Origin of the sequence: Pauljensenia sp. 20925_1_27 (genome assembly GCF_041432835.1) — a bacterium.
In the GTDB taxonomy this organism is placed as follows: domain Bacteria; phylum Actinomycetota; class Actinomycetes; order Actinomycetales; family Actinomycetaceae; genus Pauljensenia.
The window spans coordinates 78,070-103,746 of sequence record NZ_JAPWAH010000004.1; the positions used below are offsets into that span (position 1 = coordinate 78,070).

At 65.6% G+C, this 25,677-nt stretch carries 25 protein-coding genes and 1 tRNA gene; 9 read left to right on the top strand and 17 right to left on the bottom strand.

What is annotated here, in order from left to right; all coding sequences use genetic code 11:
- Positions 1-514 precede the first annotated feature (514 nt).
- The 3 genes from O3684_RS04095 to O3684_RS04105 all read right to left on the bottom strand — a co-directional run bounded on the left by O3684_RS04095 (position 515) and on the right by O3684_RS04105 (position 2,760).
- Positions 515-1,084, bottom strand: coding sequence for an LPXTG cell wall anchor domain-containing protein (locus tag O3684_RS04095; protein ID WP_500065222.1), 570 nt, complete (start codon positions 1,082-1,084; stop codon positions 515-517).
- 201 nt (positions 1,085-1,285) lie between these two features.
- Entirely contained in the window at positions 1,286-1,915 is a 630-nt protein-coding gene (locus O3684_RS04100; protein WP_500065223.1) for a MarC family protein, read from the bottom strand.
- Complete coding sequence (locus O3684_RS04105; protein ID WP_500065224.1) at positions 1,912-2,760, bottom strand: PHP domain-containing protein; 849 nt, start codon at positions 2,758-2,760, stop codon at positions 1,912-1,914. The genes O3684_RS04100 and O3684_RS04105 overlap by 4 nt, the downstream gene beginning before the upstream one ends.
- 238 nt (positions 2,761-2,998) lie before the next feature.
- On the opposite strand from O3684_RS04105, the gene O3684_RS04110 reads away from it, so the two are divergent.
- From O3684_RS04110 to O3684_RS04120, 3 genes are all read left to right on the top strand, one after another.
- Complete coding sequence (locus tag O3684_RS04110) at positions 2,999-4,459, top strand: amino acid permease (RefSeq protein WP_500065225.1); 1,461 nt, start codon at positions 2,999-3,001, stop codon at positions 4,457-4,459.
- A gap of 15 nt (positions 4,460-4,474) precedes the next feature.
- Positions 4,475-5,473 (top strand): asparaginase, encoded by a 999-nt coding sequence (locus tag O3684_RS04115; RefSeq protein ID WP_500065227.1) that lies wholly within the window; start codon positions 4,475-4,477, stop codon positions 5,471-5,473.
- A gap of 124 nt (positions 5,474-5,597) precedes the next feature.
- Positions 5,598-7,106 (top strand): aminopeptidase P family protein, encoded by a 1,509-nt coding sequence (locus O3684_RS04120; RefSeq protein ID WP_500065228.1) that lies wholly within the window; start codon positions 5,598-5,600, stop codon positions 7,104-7,106.
- Between the two features lie 22 nt (positions 7,107-7,128).
- On the opposite strand, the gene O3684_RS04125 is transcribed toward O3684_RS04120, so the two are convergent.
- Entirely contained in the window at positions 7,129-7,860 is a 732-nt protein-coding gene (locus O3684_RS04125; protein ID WP_500065229.1) for a YflT domain-containing protein, read from the bottom strand.
- A gap of 100 nt (positions 7,861-7,960) precedes the next feature.
- Here O3684_RS04125 and O3684_RS04130 point away from each other — a divergent pair, with 100 nt between their 5' ends.
- The 4 genes from O3684_RS04130 to O3684_RS04145 all read left to right on the top strand — a co-directional run bounded on the left by O3684_RS04130 (position 7,961) and on the right by O3684_RS04145 (position 11,804).
- Positions 7,961-9,265, top strand: coding sequence for a magnesium transporter (locus O3684_RS04130; RefSeq protein WP_500065230.1), 1,305 nt, complete (start codon positions 7,961-7,963; stop codon positions 9,263-9,265).
- Positions 9,258-9,839 (top strand): DUF1003 domain-containing protein, encoded by a 582-nt coding sequence (locus O3684_RS04135; protein WP_500062514.1) that lies wholly within the window; start codon positions 9,258-9,260, stop codon positions 9,837-9,839. The genes O3684_RS04130 and O3684_RS04135 overlap by 8 nt, the downstream gene beginning before the upstream one ends.
- 10 nt (positions 9,840-9,849) lie before the next feature.
- Complete coding sequence (locus tag O3684_RS04140) at positions 9,850-10,980, top strand: Mrp/NBP35 family ATP-binding protein (protein ID WP_500065231.1); 1,131 nt, start codon at positions 9,850-9,852, stop codon at positions 10,978-10,980.
- 194 nt (positions 10,981-11,174) lie between these two features.
- Entirely contained in the window at positions 11,175-11,804 is a 630-nt protein-coding gene (locus O3684_RS04145) for an O-methyltransferase (protein ID WP_500065303.1), read from the top strand.
- A 63-nt stretch (positions 11,805-11,867) separates the two neighbouring features.
- On the opposite strand, the gene O3684_RS04150 is transcribed toward O3684_RS04145, so the two are convergent.
- The 3 genes from O3684_RS04150 to dapE form a co-directional block, all read right to left on the bottom strand.
- A complete protein-coding gene (locus tag O3684_RS04150; RefSeq protein ID WP_500062516.1) occupies positions 11,868-12,032 on the bottom strand; it encodes a DUF3117 domain-containing protein in 165 nt (54 codons plus the stop codon).
- A 192-nt stretch (positions 12,033-12,224) separates the two neighbouring features.
- A complete protein-coding gene (locus O3684_RS04155; RefSeq protein ID WP_500062517.1) occupies positions 12,225-12,950 on the bottom strand; it encodes an LOG family protein in 726 nt (241 codons plus the stop codon).
- Entirely contained in the window at positions 12,951-14,132 is a 1,182-nt protein-coding gene (dapE, locus tag O3684_RS04160) for a succinyl-diaminopimelate desuccinylase (RefSeq protein WP_500065232.1), read from the bottom strand.
- A gap of 139 nt (positions 14,133-14,271) precedes the next feature.
- Here dapE and O3684_RS04165 point away from each other — a divergent pair, with 139 nt between their 5' ends.
- On the top strand, positions 14,272-15,045 hold the full coding sequence (locus O3684_RS04165) for a phosphomannomutase (protein WP_500065233.1): 774 nt from the start codon (positions 14,272-14,274) through the stop codon (positions 15,043-15,045).
- Positions 15,046-15,110: 65 nt separating this feature from the next.
- On the opposite strand, the gene O3684_RS04170 is transcribed toward O3684_RS04165, so the two are convergent.
- The 6 genes from O3684_RS04170 to O3684_RS04195 form a co-directional block, all read right to left on the bottom strand.
- Entirely contained in the window at positions 15,111-16,292 is a 1,182-nt protein-coding gene (locus O3684_RS04170) for a BMP family ABC transporter substrate-binding protein (RefSeq protein WP_500065235.1), read from the bottom strand.
- A gap of 169 nt (positions 16,293-16,461) precedes the next feature.
- On the bottom strand, positions 16,462-17,586 hold the full coding sequence (locus O3684_RS04175) for a mannose-1-phosphate guanylyltransferase (RefSeq protein WP_500065236.1): 1,125 nt from the start codon (positions 17,584-17,586) through the stop codon (positions 16,462-16,464).
- A 78-nt stretch (positions 17,587-17,664) separates the two neighbouring features.
- Positions 17,665-18,270 carry a 50S ribosomal protein L25/general stress protein Ctc gene (locus tag O3684_RS04180; RefSeq protein ID WP_500065237.1) on the bottom strand — a complete coding sequence of 202 codons (606 nt, stop codon included), beginning with the start codon at positions 18,268-18,270 and terminating at the stop codon, positions 17,665-17,667.
- A gap of 167 nt (positions 18,271-18,437) precedes the next feature.
- A complete protein-coding gene (locus tag O3684_RS04185) occupies positions 18,438-19,409 on the bottom strand; it encodes a ribose-phosphate diphosphokinase (RefSeq protein ID WP_500062523.1) in 972 nt (323 codons plus the stop codon).
- A gap of 24 nt (positions 19,410-19,433) precedes the next feature.
- A complete protein-coding gene (locus tag O3684_RS04190; RefSeq protein WP_500065238.1) occupies positions 19,434-20,483 on the bottom strand; it encodes a bifunctional UDP-N-acetylglucosamine diphosphorylase/glucosamine-1-phosphate N-acetyltransferase GlmU in 1,050 nt (349 codons plus the stop codon).
- 39 nt (positions 20,484-20,522) lie between these two features.
- Positions 20,523-20,593, bottom strand: a tRNA-Gln gene (locus tag O3684_RS04195).
- 111 nt (positions 20,594-20,704) lie between these two features.
- On the opposite strand from O3684_RS04195, the gene O3684_RS04200 reads away from it, so the two are divergent.
- Positions 20,705-21,337 carry a TetR/AcrR family transcriptional regulator gene (locus tag O3684_RS04200; protein ID WP_500065239.1) on the top strand — a complete coding sequence of 211 codons (633 nt, stop codon included), beginning with the start codon at positions 20,705-20,707 and terminating at the stop codon, positions 21,335-21,337.
- Positions 21,338-21,408: 71 nt separating this feature from the next.
- Here the strand turns inward: O3684_RS04200 and O3684_RS04205 are convergent, their stop codons facing one another.
- The 4 genes from O3684_RS04205 to O3684_RS04220 form a co-directional block, all read right to left on the bottom strand.
- Complete coding sequence (locus O3684_RS04205) at positions 21,409-21,684, bottom strand: DUF1540 domain-containing protein (RefSeq protein WP_016461454.1); 276 nt, start codon at positions 21,682-21,684, stop codon at positions 21,409-21,411.
- A 351-nt stretch (positions 21,685-22,035) separates the two neighbouring features.
- Positions 22,036-24,051 carry a glycosyl hydrolase family 28-related protein gene (locus O3684_RS04210; RefSeq protein ID WP_500065240.1) on the bottom strand — a complete coding sequence of 672 codons (2,016 nt, stop codon included), beginning with the start codon at positions 24,049-24,051 and terminating at the stop codon, positions 22,036-22,038.
- Between the two features lie 592 nt (positions 24,052-24,643).
- Entirely contained in the window at positions 24,644-25,162 is a 519-nt protein-coding gene (locus tag O3684_RS04215; RefSeq protein WP_500065241.1) for an Imm61 family immunity protein, read from the bottom strand.
- Positions 25,162-25,614: a glycohydrolase toxin TNT-related protein gene (locus O3684_RS04220; protein WP_500065242.1), complete on the bottom strand. Its 453-nt coding sequence runs from the start codon at positions 25,612-25,614 to the stop codon at positions 25,162-25,164. Before O3684_RS04220 ends, O3684_RS04215 begins: the two co-directional genes overlap by 1 nt.
- Positions 25,615-25,677: the final 63 nt, after the last annotated feature.

The window sequence follows — 25,677 nt, forward strand, 5'->3', positions numbered from 1 at the left end:
GCGATAACAGCTGCATCAAGACACGCGATTCACAGGCTAGAGGGCACCACGGGCCACCCAGACTCGTCCCACGTGACGACAACGGTCCTGTCACGAAAGATCCGTTCCAACAGATCGCATCGCCCGGCACCAGACGCCACCCGGATACAACATCACAAAAGATGCCAGGCACAGCACTCGACTCGGCGACCAGACCCGGACACGGGCGACAGGGAGCGCCCCTGCGGGGGCACTGCCCGCAGGGGCGCATACAGGAAAGTGGCACCCCTCGATGGAGCGGTGCCACTTTCCATCACCGGTTCAACATGAGGGCTCAATTCATGGTGACTTTCGGTACTTCCATTGCGCCTGTGACGCACGCATCAAATCAAGGCGAAACGGGTATCTTTCGGTGCAAATTCGAGGTTCTTAGGTGCACATTTGTGCATAAATCATCGTCGATCTGCGCAAACTAGACAAAATGCGGGCCCGCTCGAAACGAGCGGGCCCGCGGTGCTTGTCAGGCGAAGACGCCTCAGTGACGCTTGCGAGCAATCACGAGGGTCACGCCACCAGCCAGGGCGATGACGCCAGCGCCAGCGGCGATCGAAGCGGCAGAACCGGTGTTCGCCAGGGTCGGGGCAGCCCCACCCTGAGCACCGGACGAAGCCGGAGCGTTCGTGTTGCGGATGCCGCCACGAGCGGAAACGGGGGCCGGGCCGTTGCCGGTTGCAATCTGGCCGCGGGTGGACACGCCAGCGTTGCCGACGGGGCCGGAGGCCGCGCCTGCGCCACCCTGATCGGCGACGGGGGCGGGAGCCGGAGAATCGTTGGAGGGGGTCGGGATCTCAGCGGAGCCACCGGTGTTGTTGTCGGCCGGGGTCGAGGGCTCGGGGGCCGGGTCCTCGGTGGCCGGGGTCGAGGGATCGGGGGCCGGATCCTCGGTGGCCGGGGTCGAGGGGGTCTCGGTGGAGGGGGCCTCGGTAGCCGGGGTCGAGGGCTGCTCGGTGACGGGGGTCTCGGCGGCGAAAGCGACACCAGCCGAGGCAGCGATCAGGCCGAGCGCCGCAGTCGCGGCGAGCAGAGACGAGGTCGTCTTCTTCATTGTTACTCCTGGTACGGATGTGGTGAGGGATGAATGCGTGACCCTGACCAGTGCAGGCCGTGTCGTGTCACGGCGTTCTCCCCCACCCTACAACACTTCCTGACCGATACGCACAGATTTTCGAAAATCACGCATCGGCGAGTCGCACTCCACTCTTTCGTGTGGCATTCATCGACTCCGCCGCGATGGAAAACCGCCAGGTCAGGAGAGCTTCGCAGCCGCGATGAACTGGAAGATTCCCTCCATGATGAGCTGCGTCGCAATGGCCGCCAGCAACAGACCAGAGATCTTTGTCAGCAGCATGATGCCGCCGGGACCCAGGAACCGGGAGACCACCAGGGAAAAACGCATGGTGAACCACATGACGACATGGGCCAGGACTACGGCGACGATCACCGCAATCCACGAGCCGACGTTGGTGCCGGCCTGCCCGACGGCCACCATGACCGCGACGATCGAGCCGGGCCCCGCCAGGAGCGGTGTCCCCAGCGGCACGAGCGCGACGTTCACGCCCTCGTCCCCCGTATCGGGCGTCGAGGAGTCGGTACCCATGAGGAGTTCCATAGCGACCAGGAAGAGCAGGACGCCGCCCGAGAGCTGCAGAGCCTCCATAGAAATATGCAGGAGGCGCAGGATCTGCCCGCCGAGGATCGCGAACGTCAGGATGACACCGAAGGAGACCAGCGTGGCTTGGATGGCGGCGCGGCGCTGCTTCGGCTGCGTAAAGCGCGAGGTGAGCCCCAGGAAGATCGGGACGGTGCCGACGGGGTCCATGATGACCGTCAGCGTCGCGAAGGCGGTCGCGAAGAGGGTGACGTCGAAGAGGCTCACGGCTCGACCACCTCGATGCATCCCTGCGCGACGACCTCGGCGATGACCTGCGGGTCCGTCGTATTTTCGCCGATGCGATTCGGCTTGCCCGTGCCGTGGTAGTCGGAGGAGCCGAACATCGCCAGGCCCATCTCCCGGGCCATGCGCTCGACGTCGGCGCGGTCCTCGGGCGCGTGGTCGCGGTGGTCGCGCTCGATGCCGAAGAGGCCGGCCGCCGCCATGTCGGCGATGACTCCCTCGGGCAGCAGGCGCTGGCGCTTGCGAGCGCGGGGGTGGGCCAGGACGGGCACTCCCCCGGCCTCGCGCACGCAGCGCACGGCCTCGACCGGGTCGGGCGCCCAGTGGTGCACGTAGTACGGACCCGACGGGTGCAGGGCCTTGACGAAAGCGGCGCTGCGGTCGGGGAAGGCACCGGCGGCGACGAGCGCGTCGGCGATGTGCGGGCGCCCCACGGGGCCTCCCTCGGGCGCGAAGGAAAGGACGTCCTCCCACGTGATCGGGTAGTCCGCCGACAGGTTCTCCACCATGCGCGCGGCGCGCGTCTCGCGGTCCTCACGGGTCCGGCGGAAATTATCGACGAGGCCGGTGCTGGTCGGGTCGAAAAGGTAGGCCAGCAGGTGCACGGTGATCCCCGAGGACGAACACGACATCTCAGCACCACGGATGAGGCTCACGCCGGTGCTCGAGACGGCAGCTGCGGCCTCGTCCCATCCCGCCGTCGTGTCGTGATCGGTCAGCGCGATGGCGTCCAGCCCGGCCTGCGCGGCGATCGCCAGGAGCTGGGCGGGCGTATCCGTCCCATCGGAATACGCGCTATGAGTATGGGGGTCAATTCGCTTCACCATTTGAGATTACCCCATTAATCCCATCACACAACCGCGTACGAGAGACGCCCCCGCGAGCGCCTCGCGGCCTCGTCAAAAACCGGTTTTTGCCCGATCTTGACCGTGTTTTCTGTACGTTCTCTCACCGCGGCCCACACGATGTTGACCACCGGCTCACCTGCAGCGGTCGGCTCCCGACTGTAGGAAACTGGCATCACACGGCCGTTTGGCCTCCCTCAACACCGATTGGAGTACATGCGTGTCTGACAAGGATCAGACCCAGGTATCCACCGCGACCGACGCGGGAGATGCCGGGTACAACAAGGCTCTGAAAAACCGACACATCCAGATGATCGCCATCGGCGGCTCGATTGGCACCGGCCTGTTCCTGGGTGCCGGCGGTCGTCTGGCCCAGGGTGGCCCCGCACTGGCCTTCGCCTACGCGGTGTGTGGCGTCTTCGCGTTCTTGATGGTCCGCGCCCTCGGCGAGCTTGCGGTCCGTCGCCCCTCGTCGGGCGCGTTCGTGTCCTACGCCCGCGAGTTCCTGGGCGAGAAGGGCGCGTTCGTCACCGGCTGGTTCTTCTTCCTGGACTGGGCTGTCACCGTCATGGCTGACATCACCGCGGTGGCGCTGTACATGCACTACTGGACAATGTTCCAGGGCGTCCCACAGTGGGTCATCGCCCTCATCGCGCTGGCCCTCGTGTTCGTCCTGAACATGCTCAGCGTCAAGGCCTTTGGCGAGGCCGAGTTCTGGTTCGCGATGATCAAGGTCGCCACGATCCTTATCTTCATGGCTGTCGCCATCTGGGCGATCATCACGCAGGCGCACGTCGGCGATTACAGCGCGGGCGTCCACAACATCTCCGAGTCCGGCGGTTGGTTCCCGGAGGGCCTGGCCCCCGTCTTTGCTCTGACGCTGGGCGTCGTCTTCGCTTTCGGCGGCACCGAGATGGTGGGCGTCGCAGCCGGCGAGGCCAAGAACGCCGCGACAATTCTGCCCAAGGCCATCAACTCGATGGTCATCCGCATTTTCTTCTTCTATGTTGGCTCCGTCGTCCTCTTCGCCCTGGCGCTGCCCTACAACGCCTACTCGTCGAACGAGTCCCCCTTCACGACGTTCTTCTCCGGCCTCGGTGTGCCCCACGCGGGCGACATCATTCAGGTGGTCGTCCTGACCGCGGCCCTCTCTTCGCTGAACGCCGGCCTGTACGCGACCGGCCGCACGCTGCGCTCGATGGCGCTCGTGGGCGAAGGACCGCGCTTCGCGTCGCGTCTGAACAAGAACCACGTGCCCTACGGCGGCATCATCATCACCGCGTCGCTCGGCCTGCTGGGCGTCCTGCTCAACGCTTTCGTTCCGGAGAACGCTTTCAACATCGTCATGGATCTGGCGGGCATCGGCATCGCCGGCACATGGGCGATGATCCTCATCTCGCACCTGGCGTTCCTGCGCAAGGTCAAGCGCGGTGAGGCAGAGCGTCCCTCGTTCCGTATGCCCGGCGCCCCCTACACCAACTACCTGGCGCTCCTGTTCTTCACTGTCGTCGTGGCCTCGAACGTGACCTCCGAGTCGGGCCGCTGGACCCTCGCACTGTTTGCAGTCGTCGTCGTCCTCATGGTCGCGGGCTGGTACTTCGTGCGCGGGCGCGTCGGCAACCTGACCGACGAGGCCGCCGCCTCGCTCCAGGGTGACGAGACCCTGGTGTCGGGCGACTGATCGAAAGGACTCACCGTGCGTCTTCACGTCACGTATGCCGGTGGAACCATCGGCATGGTCGATTCCCCCGAGGGGCTGCGCCCCGGCGCTGACCTGCAGGGTTGGTTTGGATCCCAGCTGGAGGGCATCGAGCTGGCGTCGAACATTTCCATGTCGACGTTGGACCCGCTCATCGACTCCTCGGAGGCCACCCCCGAGGACTGGCAGGCCATCATCGACGACATTACCGCGCACGCCGACGAAGCAGACGCCTTCTTGGTCCTGCACGGCACGGACACGATGGCTTACTCGGCCGCGGCCCTGTCCTACGCGCTGGCAAGCATGGGCAAGCCTGTCGTCCTGACCGGCTCCCAGTACCCGCTCGGCGTCGTCGGCTCGGACGCGTCGGCGAACGTCACGGGCGCGCTACGCGCAGCGATTTCGCCGCGCGCTCGCGGGGTCATGCTGTTCTTTGGCCACAAGCTCCTGGCGGGCAATCGCGCCACGAAGACCTCGTCGTGGGCCTTCCGTGGCTTCGAGTCACCTTCCGTGTCCCCGATGGCGCGCACGGGCGCCCCGTGGCGCTGGTACGGCGCGCCCCATCCGGGCACCGGCTGGACCGATCCCAGCCCGTACACGCGCCAGGATGTCGCCGTCATCGACGTGGTTCCCGGTATGAGCGCCGCACGGCTGCGCGCGATGACGACGCCCCACCCGGACGCGGTCATCCTGCGTACCTTCGGCGTGGGTAACATCCCCGCGTCCGAGCCGGGCCTGGTGGATGTCCTGACCGAGCTCGCCAACGCGGATGTGCCGATCATCGTCGCCTCCCAGTGCTACCAGTCCGAGGTCATGCTCGGCCACTACGAGGCCGGCAACGCCCTCGCGCAGCTGGGCGCGATCGGCGCGCATGACATGACGCTCGAGGCCCTCTACGCCAAGACCGTCTTCCTGCTCTCGCAGGGCAAGCGCGGCGCGGACTTCAAGCGTTGGATGGACCTGTCCATCGCGGGAGAGCTCACCCTCCAGGACTGATCCTCTCCCACCTGACCTGCCCCGGCCTCGTCCCAGCGCCCACCGCGCGACCTGGGAACGAGGCCGGGGTTTGTCATGACCATCGGGTCCTCCCCCGGGACGAAGCGGCCGTAGAATAGTGACCATGAGTGAAGAAGCGCCCCAGTCCATGGCCGACCGCGGCCAAAACCGATCCCGCCAGCCTCAGTCCTCTGCCTTCCGCGACTTCATTGGCACCGGGTGGGGGCCTCGCCCCTCCGAGCTGCCCGAGCGCGAACGCGTCGCCGACTTCCTGACCGACCGCGCCCTCAAGGCCGGTGCCCCCTTCCCGGGCGAGCGCCTCGTCGTGCCCGCGGGCCCCTACAAGGTCCGCTCGAACGACTGCGACTACCGTTTCCGCGCGCACTCCGCCTTCGCGCACCTGTCGGGCCTGGGCGGCGAGAAGGAGCCGGACACCGTCCTGGTGCTGGAGCCGAACGAGGATGGCACGCACACTCCCCTGCTCTTCTTTAAGCCGCGTGCATCGCGTTCCTCCAAGGAGTTCTACGCGGATCCGCGCTACGGCGAATTCTGGGTGGGCGCGCGCCCCTCGCTCGAGGAGCTGAGCGCGCAGACCGGCCTGGAGACCCGCCACATCGACACGCTGCGCGACGTGCTGGCGAAGGACGCCGGGACCGTGCAGCTGCGCATCGTGCGCGGCGTCGATGGATGCGTCGAGGCGATGGTGAACGAGGTGCGCACGCAGGCTTCGCTGCCCGCGGGAGAGGATGCGCGCAAGGAGGACGAGGCCCTCGAAGAACACCTCTCGGAGATCCGCCTCATCAAGGATGCCTTCGAGCTCGAGGAGATGATCCGCGCGGTCGAGGTCACCAAGGCCGGCTTCGAGGACATCATCCGCGTCCTGCCCCGCGCCGTGGGTCACCGTCGCGGCGAGCGCGTGATTGAGGGCGCATTCCGAGCGGTCGCCCGAGAAGAGGGCAACGGCGAGGGCTACGAGACCATCGCGGCCTCAGGCAACCACGCGAACACCCTGCACTGGATCGACAACGACGGCGAGGTGCGCGACGGCGACCTCGTGCTCGTCGACGCCGGCGTCGAGGTCGATTCCCTGTACACGGCCGACATTACGCGCACCCTGCCCGTCAACGGCCGTTTCACCGAGGTCCAGGCCCGCGTCTACCAGGCTGTCCTCGACGCCTGCGAGGCCGCCCTGGCACGCGCGAACGAGCCGGGCTGCCGCTTCAAGGACGTGCACGACGCGGCCATGAGAGTCATCGCCGCCCGCCTGCATGAGTGGGGCATCCTGCCCGTTACCCCGGAAGAGTCCCTGGCAACCACCGGCCAGCAGCACCGCCGCTGGATGCCGCACGGCACCAGCCACCACCTTGGCCTGGACGTGCACGACTGCGCGAAGGCACGCGCGGAGCTCTACCAGGGCGCGCTTCTCGAGCCGGGCATGGTCTTCACGATCGAGCCGGGCCTGTACTTCCGCGCCGACGACCTGCTGATCCCCGAGGAGTACCGGGGCATCGGCGTGCGCATTGAGGACGACGTCGTGGTGAACACCGACGGCACCGTCACGCGTATCTCCGAGGACATCCCGCGCACGATCGCGGACGTCGAGGAGTGGATCGCCTCGGTTCAGTCCCGCTGAGCTAGGCGCGTAGACGCTGAGGTTACGCCTCGGTCTGGTCCTCTCGGGACGAGGCCGGGGCGTCCTCGCGTGCGGCGGGCGCGCTCTCGGGGGTGGTCACCGCGGGCGCTGGCGACTCGGGCGCGGAAGGCGTAGCCACGGCCTCGTGCGCATCGGTGTCGGGCAAGCCCCCGGGCACCTCACCGTCCTTGGTCGCCGCGCCGAAGCGGGGGCGACCGTCGGGGAAGAAACCGACGGAATCCTTCTTCTGACGCTGCTCCTCCGTGCGCGGACGCACGACGCGCGCACGGTTACCGGGGGTGCGCTGCAGAAGCTGGTACGCGCGGTCGATATCGGCCGACGCGAGGACCGCGTAACTCAGGGCGACAACCTGCTGAGAGGAAACCAGGTCGCGGCTGCGTCCTCGGATGATGAAGGCCAGGGCGGACAGGGCCATGCCCGTCAGCGCGCCGACGAGGATGCCGCCCACGACCCACGCTCCCGTACCGCCAGCATTCTGACCTGCGGACATGAACATGCCGGCGAGGGCGCCCCACAGCGCGCCGCTCGACGCGCCAGAAATCGACGCGCGGGCGATCGTCAGGCGTCCCGTCACCCGCTCCACGAGGTGCAGGTCCGTTCCCACGATCGTGATCGAAGAGACGTCAAATCCGCTGTCCGACAGAAAATCAACGGCCGCACGCGCCTGGGCGTAGGTCTGGTAGGAAGCCACCTCCGTGCCCGTGGGCATCTGCGGATCCATCACGACAGCCATACTCTCTCCTTCGTCCCGGCCTCGGTGGCATGGAACGCATTGTTCATGCAGCGACCGGCTCATCGTTACTCTTTCTTTGTCAACAGCCTAAGATGATTAGGTGAGCATTGCATCTATTGAGGTCGGCACCAAGGGCCGCCGCGTGTACATCGGAAAGCTCGCCGGCACCGGTGTTTTCGACCCTCTGGGCGATCAGGTCGGCAAGATTCACGATGTCGTTGTCATCTTTCGGCTGAAATCTGAAGCCAACGTCATCGGCTTCGTCGTCGAGGTCGGCCCGCGTAAACGCGTCTTCCTGCCGCTCACCCGCGTGACCTCGATCGAGTCCGGGTCAGTCATTACGACGGGCCTGCTCAACATCCGTGCTTTCACGCAGCGCCCCATCGAAACCCTCGTGCTCTCCGAGCTTTTCGACCGCGTCGTCACGATGAACGACGGCTCCGGTCAGGTGCGCATCCTCGACGTCGCCATGCGTCAGCGCCGCCCCAAGGACTGGGTGATCTCCACGCTGCATGTCCAGCGCGTGCGCACCTCCTCCCTCGGTTTCACGCGCAGCGGCGAGATGCTCACGGTGGACGTGAACGAGGTATCCGGGCTGCTCAAGACGGATTCCAACCAGGCGGCCACCGCGCTCCTGCAGTACACGGAGGACATGCGCCCGGCCGACCTGGCGGATTTCATCCACAGCCTGCCTCAGGACCGTAAGATGGCCGTCGCTCAGCAGCTGACGGATGCCCGTCTGGCAGACGTGCTCGAGGAGCTCGGTGACGACGACCGCGTCGCGATCGTCTCGGCTCTCCAGGCTGCGCGCGCGGCCGACGTCCTGGACGTCATGCAGCCCGACGATGCGGCGGACCTCGTCGCGGAGCTGCCGGAGGCACAAGCGCAGTCCCTGCTGGCACTCATGGGCCCCGACGAGGCCGAGGATGTGCGTCGACTCATGACCTACGACGAGTCGACCGCGGGTTCGCTCATGACCACCGAACCCGTCATTTTCGGTCCCAACGCGACCGTCGCGCAGATGCTCGCGGCCGTGCGACGCGAGGACATCCCGGCCTCGATCGCGACCGTCGCCTTCATCGCACGCCCGCCCCAGGAGACGCCGACCGGACAGTACCTGGGCATGGTCCACATCCAGCGCGCGCTGCGCGAGCCACCGCAGACGCTGCTCGGTACGATCCTGGATCGCGACATCGAGTCCGTGGACCCCAACGCGCACATCGCGACCGTGACCCGTCTGCTCGCAACCTACAACCTGACGGTCCTGCCCGTCGTCGACGAGGACGGGCACCTGCACGGTGCCGTCTCGGTCGATGACGTCCTCGACGAGCTGCTGCCCGAGGACTGGCGAGACTTCGACGACGACGTGACCGACCGCATGATGGCAAGGAGCATCGATGGCTGATCGTCTGGATAATCCCCTCGACAAGCGTCGGTCTTTCTTCCGCCGCTCCTCCGGTAGCGGCGACGGTTTCGGCCGCTTCGCCGAGGCCACCGCACGTTTCATGGGGTCGCCGAAGTTCGTCCTGTACATGACGATCTTCGTCGTCGCCTGGATCAGCGCGAACCTTATCCTCGCGGGAATTAGCGAGAAGGCTGCCTGGGATCCCTACCCCTTCATCCTGTTGAACCTCGCGTTCTCGACCCAGGCCTCGTACTCGGCCCCGCTGATTATGCTCGCGCAGAACCGCCAGGATGCACGCGACCGCGTGGTCGCCGAACAGGACCGCATTCGCGCCGAGCGTAACCTCGCCGACACCGAGTACCTCGCCCGCGAGATCGCAGGCCTGCGCCTGGCCCTCCAGGACGTCGCCACGCGCGACTTCGTGCGCTCCGAACTGCGCGACATGCTCGAGGACCTGCGCGCCGAGATCGCCGCGGACGCTGCCAACGCCTCGGCGCATGAGGATGAGACAGAGAGCGATCACGAGTCCGACGAAGCCCTTCGTCCCCTAGAAGATGGGCACACCGGCCAGTAGAGTGGAGTCCATGCCAGTCACGCTTGATTCCGTCATGGAGGCTCTCGGTGAGGTCATCGACCCCGAGATCCGCCGCCCCATTACCGACCTGAACATGGTGACCCCCGACCTGGTCACCATCGACGGCTCGTCCGTCGCGATCAAGGTCCTGCTCACCACCGCTGGATGCCCTCTGCGTACCCAGATCACGAAGGACGTCACCGAGCGTGTCGGTGCCCTTGACGGCGTCGACAACGTCTCCGTCGAGATGGGCGTCATGGACGACGCTCAGAAGAAGGCCCTGCGTGAGAAGCTCAACGGCGGTCGCCCCGAGCGCGAGATTCCTTTCTCCCGTCCCGACTCCCTCACGCGCGTCATCGCCGTGACCTCCGGCAAGGGCGGCGTCGGCAAGTCCTCCATGACCGCGAACCTGGCCGCCGCGCTCGCCGCGCAGGGCCTCAAGGTCGGCGTCATGGACGCGGACATCTACGGCTTCTCGATTCCCCGTATGCTCGGCGTGGACCACGACCCGCAGGTCATCGACGGCATGATGATCCCGCCCGTGGGCGCCGGCGGCGTCAAGGTCATTTCGATCGGCATGTTCGTGCCCGACGGCCAGGCCGTCATCTGGCGCGGCCCCATGCTGCATCGCGCGCTCCAGCAGTTCCTCGCGGACGTGTTCTGGGGCGACCTCGACGTCCTGCTCATCGATATGCCTCCGGGCACGGGCGACGTCGCGATCTCGATCGCGCAGCTGCTGCCGAACTCGGAGATCCTCGTGGTGACGACCCCGCAGGTCGCGGCCGCTGAGGTCGCCGAGCGCGCCGGTTCGATCGCCGCCCAGACGAACCAGAAGGTCATCGGCGTCGTCGAAAACATGTCCTTCCTGCCTCAGCCCGACGGCTCGCGTCTGGAGATCTTCGGCGCGGGCGGCGGCGAGTCCGTTTCGCAGCGCCTGACCGCCCAGCTCGGCTACTCCGTGCCGCTGCTCGCTCAGGTACCCCTCGATATCGCACTGCGCGAGGGCGGCGACCGCGGCGAGCCCGTGTCCGTCGCCTCGGGTCCCGCCGCCGAGGAGCTGACGGCCCTCGCCAAGCAGCTCTCCTCGGCCCATCGCGGGTTGGCGGGCCGCCCCCTGGGCGTCTCCCCCATCCAGCACTGAGCCCGCGTGCTCTTCCCCGGCCTCGTCCACCTGACGAGGCCGGGGTTTTGACTGCTCGTCACGCGCTGTTTTCGCTGGGAATCGGAGTGCCACCGCGCCCTGACGTCACGCCGCCTGTACGCTGATGCATGGGGAGGGCGCAGCGCGTGCGTGCCTCTCGCCGAGGCGACCAATACGACGTGAGGATCAAGGCGATGGCGGACAAGGCCCAGACGTGGGTGTACACCGAGGACTATGTTGCGGAGAGCGACGCGCTGACCGCCGCACGCGCCGTCGCCACGGAAATGGGTGCCACTCCTGTCTCCCCGGGGACGGGTGCGGCCCTGCGCATGCTCGCCGCGGTGTCGGGGGCACGCGCCATCCTCGAGATCGGTACCGGTGCCGGCGTCTCGGGGCTGTGGATCCTCGATGGTATGGCCTCCGATGGCGTCCTGACGACGATTGACTCCGAGTCCGAGCTCCTGGGTCATGCACGTCGCAACTTCGCCGCAGCGGGCCTGTCCTCCCACCGCACGCGCTTGATCGCCGGGCGTGCCCTCGATGTTCTGCCGCGCATGGCCGCTCGCGGTTACGACATGGTCGTTCTCGACGGTGACCTGGAGGAGACCCCGCAGTACCTCGATCACGCCGTTCGCATCCTGCGCCCCGGTGGCACGATCGCCTTCGTGCACGCGCTGTGGCACGATCAGGTTGCCGATCCGGCTCGTCGCGACGCGCACACCGTTGTCGCGCGCGAGGTCGTCAACTACCTGCGCGACTCCGAGGAGTTCGTGCCCGCGCTGCTGCCCGTCGGCGACGGCCTGGCGGTCGCGGTCAAGCGCTGAGCCCACAGACAACAAGGAAGCGGTGGGACAGGAGGACCTGTCCCACCGCTTCTATGTATTGGATCAGATGGCTGCGCCGAGCGCTCTGGCGAGTTCCGTAGCTTCGTCCGGAGTCATCTCGATGACGAGACGCCCGCCCCCTTCCGTGGGAATCCGCATGACGATGCCGCGACCTTCAGCACTGACTTCCAGGGGGCCGTCCCCCGTACGAGGCTTCATTGCTGCCATGAGAGTACTCCTTCTCAGAGTTATGCCCGCGCCTCCACAGGCGGGGTAACATATCCATTTTACCGGAAAAGCGCCGTTTTTCCTTAACAGCTCGCAAAGAGAAATCAAAAGAAAATAGGCCGTCCGATCAATTAGACCGATTATCGCAGCATTGAGCGCAATTCTCGGACCCTCAGAAAGAGGAACTAACTACTAGGCACCCGTCGCGAGACGAACCGCTTCCTCCGGATCATCAACGACACGCAGCAGGTCCACATCGCCCGGAGAGATCATTCCGGCCTCGACCATCGAGGAACGGATCCACTCCACCAAACCCGACCAGTACGCAGCGCCCACGAGAACTAACGGGAACGAACGAATCTTCCCCGTCTGCACCAGCGTCGCGGACTCGAAGAGCTCATCCATCGTGCCGAAGCCGCCGGGCATCACAATGAAACCCTGGGAGTACTTCACGAACATCGTCTTACGTGCAAAGAAGTAACGGAAGTTAACACCCAGGTTCACCCACTGATTCATCCCCTGCTCGTGGGGCAGCTCAATACCCAGCCCCACGGACGTGCCACCGGCCTCCCAGGCGCCCCGGTTCGCGGCCTCCATCATGCCGGGACCACCGCCGGTGACGACCGCGTAGCCACGCTCGACGAGCAGGTGGCCGATCCGCTGAGCGCACTCGTAGAGGGGCTCCTCGGGACGCGTCCGTGCGGACCCGAAGACGGAGATGGCGGGACCGACCTCGGCCAGCGCCTCGAAGCCCTCAACGAACTCGGACTGGATGCGCAGGACGCGCCACGGGTCCTCGTGCTTCCAGTCGGCACTCTGCTCGGACTGAAGCAGGGACGCGTCTGCCGTCAGGCGCGGAATCTGGTCCCCGCGTAGGACGACGGATCCGCGGCGATAGGTGTGCGTCGGCTTGGTCATTCATGCCTCCTCGTGTGTGTCGGCGTCATCGCCGATCGATGCGAGCACGAACGCGCGCAGCGTATCGTGCACTCTGACAATATCCGATACGGGCGCGTGTTCGTCGCGCGTGTGCGCCAGCAGCGGATCACCGGGGCCAAAGTTCATGGCGGGCACGCCGATCTCGCCAAAGCGCGCGACATCGGTCCACCCGACCTTCGCGCTGAGCTGGAGCTCGCTGCCCTGCGCGCGGGCCACGGAGCGCGCGACGGACAGGAACCGCTGGGCCAGGGGCGAGTCCGCGCCCGGCCTGGCGCCCTCACACAGGTCGTCAACCTCGATCGTGGCACCCGTCCCCTCGAAGAGCCCACGCACCCACTCCAGGGCATCCTCGGCACGCGTGGAGGGGGCGAAACGATAGTTGACGGTCATCGAGGCCGCCTCGGGGATGACGTTATTAGCGATGCCGCCCTCGACGCGCACGACCGACAGGGATTCACGGAATTGTAGTCCGTCGACCGTGACGACGGGGTTTGCGTACGCGGCGATGCGCTCAATGACGGGAGCCATCGCGTGAATCGCGTTGACCCCCATCCACGCGCGCGCCGAGTGAGCCGCGCGGCCCGGGAAGTGCGCGATGACGCGCAGCGTGCCATTGCAGCCGCCTTCCACGTGAGCGGCGGTGGGCTCACCCAGCAGCGCCAGGTCGCCCGCCAGCCACTCGGGATGGTTGCGCTGGACGCGCCCGAGGCCGTTGAGATGGGAGGCGACCTCCTCATGGTCGTAGAAGATCCACGTGACATCGGCATTCAACATGGCGTCGTTACCCTCGCGGATGGCCGCCCCGACCTCGCAGGCGAGTGCGAGCGCCGCCGCGCAACCGCCGAGCATGTCGACCGACCCACGCCCCCACAGGACCGTGACCCCGTCGCGCTCCTCGATGCGGCCAGGGACGTTATCCGCGATCGGAACGGTGTCGAGGTGGCCGGCGAGGACCACGCGCTGGGTGAGGCCGAGCCGGGTCCGCGCACACACGGCATCCCCGTCGCGCAGGATCTCCAGGGCCGGAACCGACCCGAATCCGGCGCTTCGGAGGGCCTCTTCAACGCCGTCAGCCAGTGGGCCCTCATCTCCCGACACCGAGGGGATGTCGATCATCTGGCGTGTCAGCTCAACGGCATCCATCACGTTCGTCAGCTGCATGATTCCTCCTTCGTGGATGCCTCCAGGATACCGGCGCGGCCCCCCACCTGCGTCTTCCCGCCGTTGCATCAGGGCACGCCCACGCCTCGTTCCTGATACCGGTTTTTACGCAAGGCACCCACAGTGTTACCCTCAGCACATGACACGCTGTGCTCGCCCGTCGTTGTTTGCGGGTATCGCTTCTTTCCTGTCCGCGCGCACCGGCGGCCGTTTCCGCCTCATCATTGGCTTCGAGGCCCCCGAGGATCAGGACAGCGCGCGCGACGGCGCGGCAATCATCGAAGCAGCCGGCGGACACGCCCTCCTCATGCCGCGCGCGCTCCCCGCTCCCCTCACGGCATTTTCGGTGCGCATGGTCATGGCGGACGGTGCCGTGTACGTGCGCGCGTCGGGCGAGGCGCTCATCTACCTGGGCGGACGCGCGATCGACCGCTCGCGTGAGGGCGCGCTGGCCCCCGACGCCGAGCTCGCTCTCATCGACGAGGCCGTGGCCACGTTCGGGGATGAGGCGTCCCTCCCGCGTGCCGAGGACGGCTGGGAGTCCGTGGGAGATGGAATGATCGGCGCTTACGTCGACCGCTGCGCATCGCGTATCGCATCTGTGGAGGCGTCCGGCACGCGTCCGGCATCCGTGTCAATCGACGAGGCCTCGGGCCTGCTGGTGACCCTCCTGGAGCGCCTGGGCGTTCCGGTTGTCGAGGAGGGCGCCACCCTGTCTCTCGCCGTCTCCGCAGATGGACGCACTCTTACGACGTCCCTACCTGAACAGGATGTCCGCACGGCGCTGGCCGATGCTTTGACCACCTCACCGGCCGTCCCACACGGCCCGGGCCTGTACTGCGTGGACCCGGCCTTCGTCCTCGACGCGGACGCCCTGTGCGCGGGGGCGGCGCTGGCTGCGCTGGGAGACTAAGACCGCACTGAAACAGTTGTGCCCCGGGGACGCGTCCCCGGGGCACAACGATCTCTTCGATCAACTCACACGTCGAAAGGTGTGGAGATGACCATGCCGCCCGTTTCGATCTGACCGGCCATGTCGGACAGACCCAGCTTCAAGTCGGAGGACAGCATCGGCGTGTAGGCACCGAATCCGGTGAGGATAACGCCACCGGAGGCCAGTGACACCGGCACGACGGACGCCTGAGCGCCCGCGTTCGCCTGCTCGATGAGCGTCTCCATCGCACTCTGGTAGTCGACGACGATGCCCGTCAGCACGGGCGCACCGATGGCAGAGCGGACCTCGTTGGAGATCTGGATGTAGCTGAACGCGTCCGCGAAGGACTGCGTGTCGGCCTGCTGCGTCGCCGTCACGCCGGATTGACCGGACATCGGAGCAGTCTCCGCAGACTGCGCCTCATCGCGGGTCAGGCCCTTGAGATCGGCCTTCGTCAGGCCCGACCACACGAGGCGAACCATCGGGTTGGCCGCCTCGGTGACGGCGCGCGCGGCACCCTCGTTCGCGTCACCGGCGAAGGGCACGATGATGTCGGCCCCCCGGGCGATGAAGTCGGCAGCCGCGCCGCGTACCTCGTCGGCGCTGCCCGCGTAGGTGCCGTCGCTCGTCGCGGGGTTCCAGCCGAGGACGCTGATCGACGTTCCGTTCGCCAGGTTGTAGGCGTCCACGCCCTGGGAGAATGCGGACATCTGCGAGCTCGTCACGTTGTCGCGCGCGCCACCGATGACCGCGAGCGTGCCCGTGGTCGTCATGCCCGCCGACGCGTAGCCGGCCAGGTAGGCGGCCTGCGAGGCATCCACGTCGACGATGGACCCGTTCTTCAGGGAGGTTGCGGCTCCCTTGCTATCGACGAAGGAAGCACCCACGAGGGCGAAGCGCACCTTCGGATTGGCGCGCGCGGCCTCGGAAATCGAGGGAGCCATGGTCGAATCCGCGCCCACGATCAACGTGCAGCCGGAGGTCACCAGCGAGGCGGGTGCCTCCGCGCCACTGGCCGCCTCAAAGGCGACCGATGCGTCGTTAGCAGCGCCCGCGAGCGCGGCCGCGACGGGGTCCGCGGCGGCGTCGCCGTGGGCTCCTGAGATGGCGGCGCAGACCTTCGCGGAGGCCGCGGGTGTGGCGGCGGGCGTGGTCGAGCAAGCTCCAAGGGCCACAGTAACCGCGGTCGCGGTGGTTACGAGGGCGGCGATGGTCCGCTTGTTCACGTGTGATGCCTTTCGTCGGGGCTTCTTGCTCCCAATCACGCTACCAGCCCCACGCCCCCACGCGGCGGGCGGGGCGGCGCACCTCACCCGAGAGCGAACGCGGCGCGACGAGGCCGGCCCCTCACGGGAGCTGCGCCGACGGTTGCGGGGGCGGCGCGGAAACGACGCGTCAGAGCAGGTCCGAGCGCCCCTGTTCGGCGAGTTGGTCGACGACTGCCTTGACGGATTGAGCGTGGTCGCGGCGCGTGACGAGGATCGCGTCGGGGGTGAGCGCGACAGCTACGTCGGGCACGCCGACGAGCGCCACGAGCGGCCCCTCGCTGTCGTCTCCCAACGAAGCGAAGACGGCCGCGCCGTCGGAGTCCACGCGCAGCGCCTCACCCAGGTTGCCCGCCTCCGCGACGATGCCGGTGAGGGCCTCGAAATCACCCAGGTCCGTCCAGCCCAGCTGCGCGTCGGCGGGAACGACGGCCACTCCCCCGTCGGCGGCGACGGGTTCAGCGATGGCATGGTCGATCGCGATCTTCGTCAGGTGCGGCCAATTCTCCGCCAGCGTCTCCTCGAACGCGGGGGTGCCCCACGCGCGCGCAATGGTCTCCAGGCGCGCGTGCATGTCGGGCAGCAGGCGGGCCAGATGGGAGGCGAGCACGCCCGCCGACACGATGAACATGCCCGCGTTCCACAGGTAGCCCGCCGCTACGTAGCGAGCAGCGGTCCCAGCATCCGGCTTCTCCACGAACTCGGCGACCCGGCGGGCGCCACACTCAGCGTCGGCAGCCCCGGCCTCGTCGCCATCGTTCAGCGCGGGCCCGGGTGCGATGTATCCGTAGGCTGTCGAGGCCTCGGTGGGCGTCAGGCCGATGGTCACGACGTAGCCGTCGCGGGCGGCGCCAATCGCCGTCTCGACGGCGTCACGCAGCAGCTCGGGACGGGCGATCAGATGATCGGCCGCGAAGGAACCGACGATCGCGTCGTCCCCGAAGCGCTCGCGCACGACGTAGGCGGCCAGGCCGATCGCGGCCATGGAATCGCGGCCCGACGGCTCGATGAGGAGCGTGCGATCGTGCGAGGAAGCGAACTCGGGCAGCTGGGCGAGTACGCCGTCACGGTGCGCCTGGCCGGTCACGATACTCACCGACGAGGCCACCCCCTCCAAGCGGTCCACCGTACCCTGCAGGAGGGTGCGTCCCGTGCCCGCCAGGTCGAGGAGGAACTTGGGACGACGGCGCCGCGACAGCGGCCACAGGCGGGTGCCGGCTCCGCCGGCGGGAATAATCACGTGGAGGTCACTCATGCCCCCAGTATCGCAGATACGACGAGGGGGCGAGGCACCAGCCCCGCCCCCTCGTGGAAAGCGTGTGCTACGCGAGTGTCACTCGGCGTCGCCCTCGGCGGCGGCCTCAGCCTCGCCCTCAGCGGCTTCCTCAGCCTCTTCAGCGGCGGCTTCCTGGATGGAAACGATGACCGTCTCGGGATCGAGCTCGACCTCAACGCCGGCGGGCAGCTGCAGGTCAGAGACGTGGACGGCGGAGCCGACCTCAAGACCCTCGATGGACACCTCAAGGTGCTCGGGGATGGAGGTGGCGGGGGCTTTCACCAGGATGGTGAACTCGTCGAGCGAGTGGACGGTGCCGGGGGTGGGCTCGCCAACAACGACGACGGGGACCTCGACGTCGACCTTCTCGCCGGCCTTGACGGCCAGGAAGTCGGCGTGCAGGATGTCGCGGCGCACGGGGTGAACCTGAACGTCCTTGACGAGGGCCAGCTGGGTCTTGCCGTCGATCTTCAGCTCAACGAGGGCGTTCTTGGAGCCGCGGACGATGAGGAAGAGGTCGTGGGCGGGAACGTCCAGGTGACGGGGCTCGGCGCCGTGGCCGTAGAGGACCGTGGGGACCTTGCCAGCGCGGCGGGCGCGGCGGGCAGCACCCTTACCAAACTCGGAACGCTCTTCGGCAAGCAGGACGGGGTTGTCGCTCATGTGTCTTTCCTTCGTTTCTCAGGTCCGGCGTCGGTGTCGGCAGAGTGAAGGAAACGCGAGGCATTTCAATTCAAGCCCTGTCGATAACGGCGGATACGGATCCGCCCTCGCCGGAGCAACCCCAATAGGTTACCTCACGACGAGGGCGGATGTGAAGCGGGAGCCGCTCAGTTAAAGAGCGATGTGACCGAACCGTCTTCGAAGACCTCGCGGATCGCGCGAGCCAGGAGCGGCGCGATGGAGAGGACGGTGAGCTGATCAAAACGCTTCTCAGCGGGGATCGGCAGGGTGTCGGTGACGACAACCTCGGCGGCGCCGGACTCGGAGAGGCGACGGGCCGCCGGGTCAGAGAGGATACCGTGCGTGGCCACGACGATGACCTTCTTCGCGCCGGCGTCCATGAGGACCTTGATGGCCTCGGTGATCGTGCCGGCGGTGTCGATCATGTCGTCCACGAGGACGCATTCCTTGCCAGCAACGTCGCCAACGACGCGGTTCGCGACGGCGACGTTCGGGCGCGTGGTATCGCGGGTCTTGTGGACGAAGGCCAGGGGCGTGCCACCCAGCTTCTTCGACCACTTCTCGGCGACGCGGATGCGGCCCGCGTCCGGGGAGACGACAGCGGTGTTGGACAGGTCGACGCGGCCGCGCACGTAGTCCACGAGGACCGGCATGGCGAAGAGGTGGTCGACCGGGCCGTCGAAGAAGCCCTGCTCCTGCGAGGCATGCAGGTCGACGCTCATGATACGGTCGGCGCCGGCAGCGCGGTACAGGTCAGCCATGAGGCGAGCGGAGATAGGCTCGCGGCCCTGGTGCTTCTTGTCCTGACGCGAGTAAGGGTAGAAGGGAGCGACGACGGTGATGCGCTTGGCGGAGGCACGCTTGGCAGCATCGATCATGATGAGCTGCTCCATCAGCCACTTGTTGATGTCGCCCGCGATGGACTGCAAGACGAACACGTCGGCGCCACGAACGGACTCGTTGAAGCGCACGTAAATCTCGCCGGAGGCGAAGTCGTAGGCCGTCACCGGCGAGACCCCACATCCGATTTCCTCGCCCACGGCGTGAGCCAGGTCCATGTGAGCTCGCCCAGAAACGAGGACGAGGTTCTTCTCTCCGGTGGTCACCAGTCCGCTCATGCGGTTGTCTCTCCTTGTGTTGGATCAGGCGCGGGGCGCCGCGATCAATGTGCCGATGGTGCTATATGGCGCAACCATCGTATCGGCTGCGACGCAGCCCTGGCCGATCCACGCGGTGGGAACCACACTGCGGTCCCCGATTTCCGCATCAATCAGCGTGGCGCTAGGACCGATTTCACAGTCGGCCCCAACGACGGTTGTCCCCCGCAGACAGGTGCCGGGGTAGATGGTGGTGTCCGCGCCGACGCGCACGTCGACGTCGATCCAGGTGGAGGCCGGGTCGACGATCGTCACGCCGGCGCGCATGTGCGCCTCGCAGATGCGACGGTTCATCTCGGCACCAAGCTCGGCCAGCTGAACGCGGTCGTTGGCGCCCGCGCTCTGCCAGTGGTCGGTTAGCTCGAGGGCACCCGCGGTGCGTCCGGCGGGGGCGGCTGCCGCGAGGACGTCGGTCAGGTAGACCTCGCCCTGATCGTTGTCGGTGCCCAGCGAGGCCAGGGAGGCGCGCAGGAAATCGGCGTCGAAGGCGTAGATGCCCGCGTTGATCTCGTTGATCGCGGCCTGCTCAGGCGTGGCGTCACGCTGCTCAACAATGGCGGTGACGGTACCGGAGGCGTCGCGGATGATGCGGCCGTATCCGGTGGGATCCTCGACGCGCGAGGTCAGGACGGTGACGGCATGGCCCGCGGCCTCGTGGGTGGCGACCAGCTCGGCCAGGGTGTGGGTGGAGAGGAGGGGGACGTCGCCGTAGGTGACGACGATGGTGCCGGAGACCGGCTCGACGGCCTGATCGAGTGCTTCCAGGCCGCACTGGACGGCGCGGCCGGTGCCGGGGATCTCGTCCTGGTCCGCGATGATGGCGCTGGGCAGGACGCGCTCGATTTCGGCGGCGACGACGTCGCGCTGGTGGCGCACCACGGCAACCAGGTACTGGGGGTCAAGGCCATGGGCGGCGCGCAGGGCATGTCCGATCATGGACAGGCCAGACAGGGAGTGAACGACCTTGGGGAGAGCGGATTTCATGCGCGTTCCCTGACCTGCGGCCAGGACGATGACGGCGGCGGGGCGAGACATGTTCCTCCTCGGGGTCTGCGGTCCCATCGGGACCGGTCGCTCCGCCCCTAGGATTCGAACCTAGACTAAAGGCACCAAAAACCTCTGTGCTGCCGTTACACCAAGGCGGAATGCGTCCACTGTGATGATACCTGCACCCCGCGTGCGCTTTCAAACGCGGCCGCGCGCCCGCGCCGTGGTCTACGCGCGGCCCAGCCCAGGCCTCGTGTGATACTGGGGTCATGGCTGAGAAGAGGACACGAATGAGCGGCTTCGCACGCCGCGAGCAGCTGGTGACTGTGGGGCGCTCTCTGTTTGCCGAAAAGGGCTTCGGCGCGACCAGCGTCGAGGAGATCGCCGCCAGAGCGAAGGTCTCCAAGCCCGTCGTCTACGAGCACTTCGGAGGCAAGGAAGGCCTGTACGCGGTCATCGTCGACCGCGAGGTGCAGGCGCTCATTTCTTCCCTACAGACGTCCCTGGAGTCCTCCCAGCGCCCGCGCCTCATCCTGGAAAACGCGACCCTGGGACTGCTCGACTACATCGAGCGCAACACGGACGGCTTCCGCGTCCTCGTGCGCGACGCCCCGTCGGATCGCACGGCGGGTTCTTTCTCCTCCGTCATGGGCGACGTGGCGACCAGCGTCGAGCACATCATCGCCGAGCAGTTCAAGCGCTCGGATTTCGATACGACCTGGTCCCCGCTGTACGCGCAGATGCTCGTCGGCCTCATCGCGCAGGTCGGCCAGTGGTGGCTCGATGACCGGCGCATGAAGAAGGACGAGGTCGCCGCCCACGTCGTCAACCTCATTTGGAACGGCCAGCGCGGCCTGCGCCCCCACCCCACGCTGCGGGTGCGGTCGGGCGAGGGACGCTGAGCTTATCGTCATCTCCATACGACGAGGCCGTGGCGGGTCATCCCTGCCACGGCCTCGCCGATGAGTGAGACTCAGCGCGCCTCGAAGGAGAGGCAGTCAGCGGTGCCCGCGCCGACCGAGATGGCGGCGGCGGTGCACTCGAGTGCGGAGTTGTGGACGCAGTCGGCCTTCTGGCAGGCGCCAACGAAGGTCTCGGACTTGCCGAGGCCGCCCTTGACGGTCAGCGGGATGAAGGTCGTGCAGGAGGTCGAGTAGCCGACGGTGATAGCGGCGGCTCCGCAGTTCTTCTCCTTGTTGTAGGAGCAGGAGGTGACGGAGCAGTCGAGGATGCGGGGCATATCTGCCATGAGAGTGTCCTTTTCAACGTGGCCCCGTGGGGCCTGAATGTAGCCGGTCGCGACCAGGTTGGCCGCGCTGTTGACACCAGTGATACGCCTTTTCGCAACACTTCCCAAACGAGGCGAGTTTTCGTTGCAATTCCAACGATGCTCCTGGGGCATGACGGGGCTATTTTCGCATTCACACCGTCACTAATTACGCAAATAAATGCGGCATTTCCTTTGCGTAATTCGGGTAGGTGAGCCTGCGCTGCACCGGTATGGCACACCTACCCCGATGCACGTCAGGGCAAGGAAACGCCCGCGCCACCATAAGGCAGCGCGGGCGAATCCAACACAGAGCCGCTGATCAGGAAACGATCACTTCGCAGACCAGAAACGGACCACAATCGTGGTGCCATCGTCGGCCGGCTGCGAGCGCTCCAGGTCCGCAACATAGTTGTAGGAACCGGTAAAATCAGTCGTCGAGACGGGCAGGTACTCGGGCAGGTCGCCGAGCGTCACGTTGTAGACCCGCTTGCCACCCTCCACGGAGTACTCCATGTCGGGGGTGATGGTCAGGCCATCCGCCTTGGACACCCAGTAGCGGTTGATCGTGCCGTCATTGCCGCGCTCGTCGCGCTGGTACCAGTAGAGGCTGTAGTTCTCAGACTCGGGAACGGTGCGCACAACCTGGTCGCCCACGAGCACGTAGTTAACAACCTTCGCCTGCGCGGTGTCCATGGCCTCGTCGTCACGCTTGTTGTCGCGCAGCGTGATGCCACGCTTCCTCAGAGTCTCAGAATCGAGATCGAAGTTCGCGCTGATCTCTTCGACGTAGGGGCGCACGATGAGATTATCCGTCACGGAGACGTTGAGCACCTGTCCCACTTCCAGGTTTTCCTCAAAGTCGATCGCGCCCCGCTTCTTGCCATAGAAGTCATCGGTCGTACCCGTGCGGACGAGCTTGTTATGGGTGATCGTCATGCCCGCGTGGTTGTACGTGAAGTTGCGGCCTTCGAAGACGGTGCTGATACGGATGCCCGCTCCGGAGAAGTTATTGACAATGAGGTTGTCCTTGACGACGTGCCCCTCGCCACCGAACAGTCCGATACCGCCTGCTCGCCATCCCAGCTCGATGGTGTTGCCGATGAACGAGTTGAACTTCGAAGCTTCGGAATTGCTTTGTGAACGCAGATCGTTGCTCGCCCAGGAGGCGAGGCTATCGTCGCCATTACCGCGCACGGAAGAGTTGCGGACGGTGGAGTTCTTGGTGCCCTGCACGAAGTTGACGCCGTCGGCGAAGTTGTTGCGGATGCGGGAGTTCTCGATGACCATCCCGTCGGTGTAGGTCATGAACTTGTGCTCACGATAGTCGCCCATCCAGAAGCCGCACTCAAAGTGCTCGACCCACACGTTGGCGACGCGGGTGTTCTCACCGGCCGCACCGGCGAAGCCCTTGTACTGAGCATCCTCGCCAAAGCGAGACTTCAGGTTCGAGGACAAGGCGAAGTCGGTCAGCGTCTCATTGCTCGCACCGGGATTGAAGACGATGCCGCCACCCTCCCTCTGATCGGAGGTGAAGAAGATGTTGGTGTACCACAGGCCCGCACCCTGGAAGGTCAGACCGGGGTGATTAATGCCAATCTTGCGGGAGAACTCCCAGGTCCCGGCGGGAATATAGACGGTCTTGGACGCGGTGTTCGCAGCCGCGTCCATGGCCGCGGCGAGAGCTGCGTCGTCAGCAACGCCATCGCCGGGTTTTGCACTGTTGTAGTCGGCGATGCTCACGGCACCTTCGGGGCGCTCGATGGCCGGTGCGGCCTGCTCGAGCTCGATAAAGTCGATGCCATACTCAGTATCGTTCTTATCAACCTTGACGATGCGCACATGGTCACCCTGTTGGATCTGACCGTTAAGCAGCGTGTGCACCTCGTCGAAACGGAAACGCTTGTGTGCAGTACCAGGGGCCAGGGTCGGCTCGTCGTAGACGCTCTCTTTGTAGACGTACTGCCAGGCGGTTTCCGAGGACAGGGTGAGGGTCGCAGCGAGATCGTTATTAATGTAGACCTGCACCTGACCTGACTTGTGATCGGGCAGGGTGAAGCGCAGGTCGAGGGCGTTGGCTGCGGACGTCGCGGTGAAATCCAGAGAGGAGTCCTGGTCCTTCAGGGCCACGTAGGACTGGCCCGAGGCCTCGATAGCCGTCGATTCGAGGTCGTCGGAGCGTTCGAGCGTCGTCCCGTCGGATCGGCTCGCCTCCTCGGCCTCGTATCGCGTGTAGGGGACGCTCGCGCCGTACTGGTCGTCGGCCGCAACCGCACTGGGAACCAGTGCGGGCACCAGCGCGATGACGCCGAGCAGGCCTGCACCGGCAATAAATGGTCCGCGTTTCATCTGACTCTCAAGCCTCTTTTCATGCCCTGAAGGACGCTCGAAGCGCCGCTTCGCTCCTAGGTTCCACTTGTTGGAAGGAACACGGGCACATAGTAGCGGAATCTGACCACTGTCAAAGAGTTGCTCGGAAATTTCCCCAGTCAAGAACCGTGGAATACTGCAGATTAGACCGACAGTCAATATTTGCACTGTAATTATAAATATGAGATTCCGATAGCGTGGCAGAGATTGAGGACGAGGCGACGAGGCCTCGGCCGTTGCTGCGCTTGTGGCGATTACTACCAGCGCGAGGCGTCAACTGAGGAAGTCCACAACCACCACAGAAACCCCATCAGCTTTCAAGCCGAAGAGCGGACTTCCGCCACTCCGCCCAATACCGGTTAGCATCCCTACGCTCCTCATGGGTTACCCAATGACGAAGCACGCCACCATCTTCACTCGCATAGGCGTCGAGTAACTGCGGCGGGGTCAGGTCATGGACCCACGAGAGCCGACTAGCGTAGCCATCAACATCCTGAAAGATCACGCCTTCATGGCGGCCATAGCTCCGCGCGAAAGGCCAGCCCCTTCAGCCGAGCCGACACGAAGGGCGTCAGGAGACCCACTGACGCAGGAGAGCACCCCCTGATGGATCCATATATCCAGCGAGGAGTTCATCGAAATCTATTTGCATCACCTGTGAGAGTTGATTGAGCTCCGGATGCACAGGGAAAATTGTGCGCATCTCCATCGGAATATATGCACCATCCAAGGTTAGGCGACCAGTGATAGGGGTGAGCTGTTCGAAACCCCACTGAGGCGAAACACTTTCAAGCGCCAAGGGGACACCGATTCGCGGCCACCGGCGACGCCACCGCGCCTTTTCACCGATACGCATGATCGCCCATTTCAGCATGATCTCGCCATAGTCGCTAATCATGGTCGGGACGCGTGGCTCCAAATACTCGCTCTCACCGTAGAACGCTTGAGGGCGACGCGAATTCTTCGTATCCCAAATGTGCTGCCAGCTTCGTCCCGAATCCCATGTAATGGCCACCCCATCGCCGTTGTAGACAGACGAAAGCGCACCACTTTCACGCGCAAAGTTAATGAGATCTTCTGTGACGGACATTAGTTATTTCCTTTTGCTTCGAGAATTCCAAGTTGCAGACATTCGCTCGCCGTCAGCGGATAGTCGCCAAGCATGAATTGCACCTGCCGCGCTCCCCCCGGCATCGAGAACTGCGGGACATTAATTCCTGTTCGGATAGAGAAACCGATCGGCAACTTCACAATCTGATATTGATAGTATGGGTCATTCACCGCAAGAATATCGAGGGATCGCTCTTCCAGCGAAAAGGGACTTCCATTTTCTGGCAGCTGCCAGAAATACTTTCCGTACGGGAGTCCGAGTCTATCGACGTAGGGGCCAAATGTCTTCGTATAGGCGAGAAAACTCGTATAGGTCTTCACTGTGCTTCTATCCATTCGGGCGAGCACTGTCGACCCGTCCGGCACCCATTTCAAGACTCCCGAATTGGGGAAGTTCGGCGAGTGAACATCAGGGATCTGACTGGCGTCCATCTTTCTATTCCTTTCTACTCCATTCACTTGCGCAAGCTAATTTACTTACGTGCTTCAGCAATG

Bases quoted from the DNA above. Each gene is read 5' to 3' on its own strand.
- O3684_RS04210 (WP_500065240.1), bottom strand. From the start codon at position 24,051: ATGAAACGCGGACCATTTATTGCCGGTGCAGGCCTGCTCGGCGTCATC.
- O3684_RS04220 (WP_500065242.1), bottom strand. From the start codon at position 25,614: ATGGACGCCAGTCAGATCCCTGATGTTCACTCGCCGAACTTCCCCAAT.
- O3684_RS04205 (WP_016461454.1), bottom strand. From the start codon at position 21,684: ATGGCAGATATGCCCCGCATCCTCGACTGCTCCGTCACCTCCTGCTCC.
- O3684_RS04180 (WP_500065237.1), bottom strand. From the start codon at position 18,270: ATGAGCGACAACCCCGTCCTGCTTGCCGAAGAGCGTTCCGAGTTTGGT.
- O3684_RS04145 (WP_500065303.1), top strand. From the start codon at position 11,175: ATGGCGGACAAGGCCCAGACGTGGGTGTACACCGAGGACTATGTTGCG.
- O3684_RS04135 (WP_500062514.1), top strand. From the start codon at position 9,258: ATGGCTGATCGTCTGGATAATCCCCTCGACAAGCGTCGGTCTTTCTTC.
- O3684_RS04155 (WP_500062517.1), bottom strand. From the start codon at position 12,950: ATGACCAAGCCGACGCACACCTATCGCCGCGGATCCGTCGTCCTACGC.
- O3684_RS04185 (WP_500062523.1), bottom strand. From the start codon at position 19,409: ATGAGCGGACTGGTGACCACCGGAGAGAAGAACCTCGTCCTCGTTTCT.
- O3684_RS04095 (WP_500065222.1), bottom strand. From the start codon at position 1,084: ATGAAGAAGACGACCTCGTCTCTGCTCGCCGCGACTGCGGCGCTCGGC.
- O3684_RS04190 (WP_500065238.1), bottom strand. From the start codon at position 20,483: ATGTCTCGCCCCGCCGCCGTCATCGTCCTGGCCGCAGGTCAGGGAACG.
- O3684_RS04215 (WP_500065241.1), bottom strand. From the start codon at position 25,162: ATGTCCGTCACAGAAGATCTCATTAACTTTGCGCGTGAAAGTGGTGCG.
- O3684_RS04175 (WP_500065236.1), bottom strand. From the start codon at position 17,586: ATGAGTGACCTCCACGTGATTATTCCCGCCGGCGGAGCCGGCACCCGC.
- O3684_RS04165 (WP_500065233.1), top strand. From the start codon at position 14,272: ATGACACGCTGTGCTCGCCCGTCGTTGTTTGCGGGTATCGCTTCTTTC.
- O3684_RS04105 (WP_500065224.1), bottom strand. From the start codon at position 2,760: ATGGTGAAGCGAATTGACCCCCATACTCATAGCGCGTATTCCGATGGG.
- O3684_RS04140 (WP_500065231.1), top strand. From the start codon at position 9,850: ATGCCAGTCACGCTTGATTCCGTCATGGAGGCTCTCGGTGAGGTCATC.
- O3684_RS04150 (WP_500062516.1), bottom strand. From the start codon at position 12,032: ATGGCAGCAATGAAGCCTCGTACGGGGGACGGCCCCCTGGAAGTCAGT.
- dapE (WP_500065232.1), bottom strand. From the start codon at position 14,132: ATGCAGCTGACGAACGTGATGGATGCCGTTGAGCTGACACGCCAGATG.
- O3684_RS04125 (WP_500065229.1), bottom strand. From the start codon at position 7,860: ATGGCTGTCGTGATGGATCCGCAGATGCCCACGGGCACGGAGGTGGCT.
- O3684_RS04120 (WP_500065228.1), top strand. From the start codon at position 5,598: ATGAGTGAAGAAGCGCCCCAGTCCATGGCCGACCGCGGCCAAAACCGA.
- O3684_RS04200 (WP_500065239.1), top strand. From the start codon at position 20,705: ATGGCTGAGAAGAGGACACGAATGAGCGGCTTCGCACGCCGCGAGCAG.